Source organism: Streptomyces triticisoli, from assembly GCF_003270085.1.
In the GTDB taxonomy this organism is placed as follows: domain Bacteria; phylum Actinomycetota; class Actinomycetes; order Streptomycetales; family Streptomycetaceae; genus Streptomyces; species Streptomyces triticisoli.
Map to the genome: position 1 here is coordinate 1 of NZ_QFDQ01000077.1, position 4,959 is coordinate 4,959.

The window sequence follows — 4,959 nt, forward strand, 5'->3', positions numbered from 1 at the left end:
CCACCGCCGCCGGGCGGCCGCGGGCCGGCCGGCTGGACCAGCCGCGTCCGCCGCGGCGCCGGCTGCTGCCGGAGTGGGACCCGGACGCCTTCGGGCGGCTGTCGGAGCGCATCGCGCGCTTCCTGGGCACCGGACGGTTCATCGTCTGGATGACCGTGGTGATCATCCTCTGGATCGTGTGGAACGTGGCCGCGCCACGGCACCTGCGGTTCGACGAGTACCCGTTCATCTTCCTGACCCTGGCGCTGTCCCTGCAGGCCTCCTACGCCGCTCCGCTGATCCTGCTGGCGCAGAACCGGCAGGACGACCGGGACCGGGTCAACCTCGAACAGGACCGCAAGCAGAACGAGCGGTCGATCGCCGACACCGAGTACCTGACCCGGGAGATCGCCGCGCTGCGCATGGGTCTGGGCGAGGTGGCGACCCGGGACTGGATCCGCTCGGAGCTGCAGGACCTCGCCAAGGAGCTGGAGGTGAGGAGCGCCGACGGGCACCGTCCCGGGGTATTCCCGGCAGAACACCCGGGCGGACGTGACATGGACGACCGCTGACGGGGGCGCTGTTCCCCGGCCGGTCGCCGTACCATCGTGATTATGGTTACGGAAGACGCGGTGCGCGAAGCGCTGGCGACGGTTGACGATCCCGAGATCCACCGGCCCATCACCGAGCTCGGCATGGTCAAATCGGTGGAGATCGGGGCGGACGGTGCGGTCGCGGTCACCGTGTACCTGACGATTTCCGGCTGTCCGATGCGTGAGACGATCACGCAGCGGGTGACCGACGCGGTCTCGCGCGTCGAGGGCGTCACCCGTGTCGACGTCTCGCTGGACGTGATGAGCGACGAACAGCGCCGTGAGCTGGCGGCGGCCCTGCGCGGCGGCCAGGCCGAGCGCGAGATCCCCTTCGCCAAGGCCGGCAACCTCACCCGGGTGTACGCGGTCGCCTCCGGCAAGGGCGGCGTCGGCAAGTCCTCGGTGACGGTGAACCTGGCGGCGGCGATGGCGGCCGACGGTCTGAAGGTGGGTGTGGTCGACGCCGACATCTACGGTCACAGCGTGCCGCGGATGCTGGGCGCGGACGGCCGTCCGACCCAGGTCGAGAACATGATCATGCCGCCGTCGGCGAACGGCGTGAAGGTCATCTCCATCGGCATGTTCACCCCGGGCAACGCGCCGGTCGTCTGGCGCGGCCCGATGCTGCACCGGGCGCTGCAGCAGTTCCTCGCGGACGTGTACTGGGGCGACCTGGACGTGCTCCTGCTGGACCTGCCGCCCGGCACCGGTGACATCGCGATCTCCGTGGCCCAGCTGATCCCGAACGCCGAGATCCTGGTCGTGACGACGCCTCAGCAGGCGGCGGCCGAGGTGGCCGAGCGGGCGGGCTCCATCGCCGTGCAGACCCACCAGAAGATCGTCGGCGTGGTCGAGAACATGTCCGGGCTGCCCTGCCCGCACTGCGACGAGATGGTCGACGTCTTCGGCACGGGCGGCGGCCAGCGGGTCGCCGACGGCCTGACCCGCACCACGGGTGCGACGGTCCCGGTCCTCGGCTCCATCCCGATCGACGTCCGCCTGCGCGAGGGCGGCGACGAGGGCAAGCCGGTCGTCCTGACCGATCCGGACTCCCTGGCGGGCTCGGCCCTGCGTGCGATCGCCGGCAAGCTGGGGGGCCGCCAGCGGGGCCTGGCGGGGCTGTCGCTCGGGATCACCCCGAAGAACAAGTTCTGAACATGCTCCGACGCCCGTCGGCCGCGTCGAGCGGGGCCGACGGGCGTTCGTGCCAGTAGCCGAGCACGGAACAGGGCCGTGTCGCACACGGCCCCACCACCGGGCACGACACACGCCCGACACCGGCCGGGCAGAGCCGACGGACCTGCCACGACAGGGCCCAGGAAGCACGGCCGGTGTCACCCACGCGCCCCCACCACGCGGGCATAGCACACCACCCCACGCCCCGCTGACCGCCCAGCAGACCGGCCGCACGGCACCCGACGCCGCACCAGGCGGAGCCGGCAGACCTCCGGCCACAAGGTCCACGGGCACAGGCCCGAGGGACACGGGACCGTGTTGAGCACCTGCCCGCACCACGCGGACGCGGCACGCCACACAGGACCCGCTGACCGCCCAGCAGACCGGCCGCACGGCACCCGACGCCGCACCAGGCGGAGCCGGCAGACCTCCGGCCACAAGGTCCAGGGAGCAGCGGAGCCGGTTGGGCACGTGGCCGCGCCGTGCGGGGGCCGCTGACCGTTCAGCGGTCCGGCGCCCCACGTCAACGGGCGCCGCTCCTGGGGTGCCCCTTCTTCGGCCCGGCCCCGCCGGTCAGGCGTACGCGTTGATGTCCTTGATCATGGCGAAGCCGAGTCCGTACGCGCTCATGCCTCTGCCGTACGCGCCCACATGAACGCCCTCCCGGGTCGAGCCGGCGAGCACCCAGCCGAACTCCGACTCGCGGTAGTGGAAGGGCGTCGGGACGCCGTCCACGGGCAGGGCGAGTGTCGACCAGGCCGAGCTCGTCAGGTCGTCGGCGAGCACCCACGCGGTCTCCGTCTGCTGCTCCAGCCAGTCGTCCCGCAGGGTGTGGTCCATCTGGGTGGGCCAGGTGACGGACAGCAGCCCGACCCCGGCCAGCCAGGCCGCCGAGGAAACGGAGGTGGCATCCAGCTGGCCCGTGCCGTCGGCGAGGCGCCGTACGGGGTGGGCGGCGACGGTGACGACGACCGCGAACTTCTCCTTGGGCTCCTCCCCGGACACCTGCTCATTGCGTACGGAGGGCTCGTCGCCGTGCCCGGTGGAGCCGTGTTCCACGGAACCGTCGGCCGAGGTGCCGACCTGCATCAGCCAGCGCGGCCCCGTGAACGCCTCGTCGAGGCCGTACCACGGGAAGGGCGCCAGCAGGTAGCCGTCGACCGTGCGCCGGGCGAAGGGGAACCGTTGTCCGCCCTCCGCGGCCGGCGCCTGCGCGCCTGCCCGACTCGTCGTCTTCATGTACCCGGATCGATCCCGCTTCGGGCAGCCGGGAAACCGCCCGGCGCGTGGGTCGCGGGTACGCGGGTGCGCGGGTGCGCGGGTGCGCGGGGGACGACGGCTCAGGTGGCGTCCGCGTCGAAGGGCGGGCGCTCGTCGCGGCCCAGGACCTCGGGCTTCTTGGTCATGTCGATCCGGCCGCCGGCCGCACCCGAGGAGGACGCCGAGGACGCCGAGGACCCGGACTCGCGGCCGTGCACCGTGTCCGTGAGGTCGGCCATCTCCTTCTTCAGGTCGAAGCCGTTGCGGAGCTCCTTCAGCCCCAGTTCCTCGTTGTCCAGCTGCTTGCGGAGGAACGTCTTGGGGTTGAGGTCCTCGAACTCGAAGTCCTTGAACTCCGGACCGAGCTCGTTGCGGATGTCCTGCTTGGCGCTCTCGGAGAAATCACGGATCTTCCGGATCGTGCGTGTCACGTCCTGGATGACCTTCGGGAGCTTGTCCGGACCGAACACGAGCACGGCCACGATGATGATCGTCACCAGCTCGAGCGGTCCTATGTCGTTGAACACCTGAAGCTCCTTGCGATGTCCTCGGTCCTCGGCCCTCGGGCGGTCCGGTCTGTGCGGGTCTCTTCCGTGGTCCGGGCCGGAACCACGGTACCCGGAGCAGGTGTCCGACCGGTACCGCCCCGAGGTGTCGGACTGTGTGTACACGACGGGTTTGCCGCGGGGTTTGCCCCGATTCGGTCAGTTGCCGCTGGAGGACCCGAGTACGAGGGAGACCGTCCGCTCCCTTCCGTTGTGCACGACGGTCAGCTCCAGGCGGTCGCCGGGGCGGTGGGCGCGGGTCTTGACGATCAGCTCCTCGCCCGAGTGGACGCGCCGGCCGTTCACCGCGGTGATGACGTCACCGGCCTTGATGCCGGCCCTGGCGCCGGGACCGCCGGGGGTGACCGGGGGACCGCCGTCACGGCCCTTGGTGTTCACCCGCGCGCCGTCGCCGGTGTAGTTCATGTCGAGGGTCACGCCGATCACCGGGTGGCTGGCCTTGCCCGTCCTGATCAGTTCCTCGGCGACCCGCTTGGCCTGGTTCACGGGGATGGCGAAGCCGAGGCCGATGGAGCCGGCCCGGCCGGTCTGCAGGTCGGAGCCGGTGTCGGCGGAGCGGATGGCGGAGTTGATGCCGACGACCCGGCCCCGGGCGTCGAGGAGGGGGCCGCCGGAGTTGCCGGGGTTGATCGGGGCGTCGGTCTGCAGGGCGTCGACGTACGACACGTCACTGCCGTCGCCCTTCTCGCCGCCGGCCGTGATGGGGCGCTCCTTGGCGCTGATGATGCCGGCGGTGACGGTGTTGGCGAGGTCGAAGGGTGCGCCGATGGCGACGACCGGGTCGCCCACCCGCACGTTGTCGGAGTTGCCGAGGGGGAGCGGGGTCAGGCCGCGTACGCCGCGGACCTGGACGACGGCGAGGTCGTAGCCGGCGTCCCGACCGATGATCCTGGCCTTGGCGGTCTGGCCGCCGCTGAAGGTCACCGATATGTCCCCGCCGGAGGCGGCGTTCTCCACGACGTGGTTGTTGGTGAGGATGTGGCCGAGGCGGTCGAGTACGAACCCGGTGCCGGTGCCCTGCTCTCCGGAGCCTCTGACGTGCAGTGTCACCACGCTGGGCAGGGCCCGGGCGGCGATCCCGGCAACGCTGTCCGGGGCGCGCCCGGCGGGCTCCTTCCCGGCCTGCGGCAGCTCCACGGTCCCCACCCCGCCGTTGCGCTCGAAGTACGCCCCGGCCAGCCCGCCGAGCCCGCCGGACACCAGTGCGAGCACCACGGCCCCGCCCACCAGTGCCCGCGTCACCCGCCGATGCCGCTGCTCCACACTGAGCACCCCGGCCCCGCTGTGCTGCAACGGCGCGACAACCTGCCCCTGGGCCCAGGGGTCGTAACGCCCCCAGGGCCCGGCACCGGGCCCACCGTGGGTGCCGGGTCGAGGCTGAACCC

5 protein-coding genes are annotated in these 4,959 nt (G+C 71.8%); 2 read left to right on the plus strand and 3 right to left on the minus strand.

Features of this window, described 5'->3' with window-relative positions; all coding sequences use genetic code 11:
* Together DEP02_RS13955 and DEP02_RS13960 are read left to right on the plus strand one after the other, a co-directional pair.
* Positions 1 to 551, plus strand: a 551-nt coding sequence (locus DEP02_RS13955) for a DUF1003 domain-containing protein (protein WP_112467652.1), incomplete at its 5' end; no start/stop codon positions are given.
* 42 nt (positions 552 to 593) lie between these two features.
* A complete protein-coding gene (locus DEP02_RS13960) occupies positions 594 to 1,727 on the plus strand; it encodes an Mrp/NBP35 family ATP-binding protein (RefSeq protein WP_112467653.1) in 1,134 nt (377 codons plus the stop codon).
* A gap of 594 nt (positions 1,728 to 2,321) precedes the next feature.
* Here DEP02_RS13960 and DEP02_RS13965 read toward each other — a convergent pair.
* The 3 genes from DEP02_RS13965 to DEP02_RS13975 form a co-directional block, all read right to left on the minus strand.
* On the minus strand, positions 2,322 to 2,987 hold the full coding sequence (locus DEP02_RS13965) for a hypothetical protein (RefSeq protein WP_112467654.1): 666 nt from the start codon (positions 2,985 to 2,987) through the stop codon (positions 2,322 to 2,324).
* A 101-nt stretch (positions 2,988 to 3,088) separates the two neighbouring features.
* Complete coding sequence (locus DEP02_RS13970; RefSeq protein ID WP_112467655.1) at positions 3,089 to 3,535, minus strand: sec-independent translocase; 447 nt, start codon at positions 3,533 to 3,535, stop codon at positions 3,089 to 3,091.
* A 177-nt stretch (positions 3,536 to 3,712) separates the two neighbouring features.
* A partial coding sequence (locus DEP02_RS13975; protein WP_232839104.1) for a S1C family serine protease occupies positions 3,713 to 4,959 on the minus strand: 1,247 nt, incomplete at its 5' end.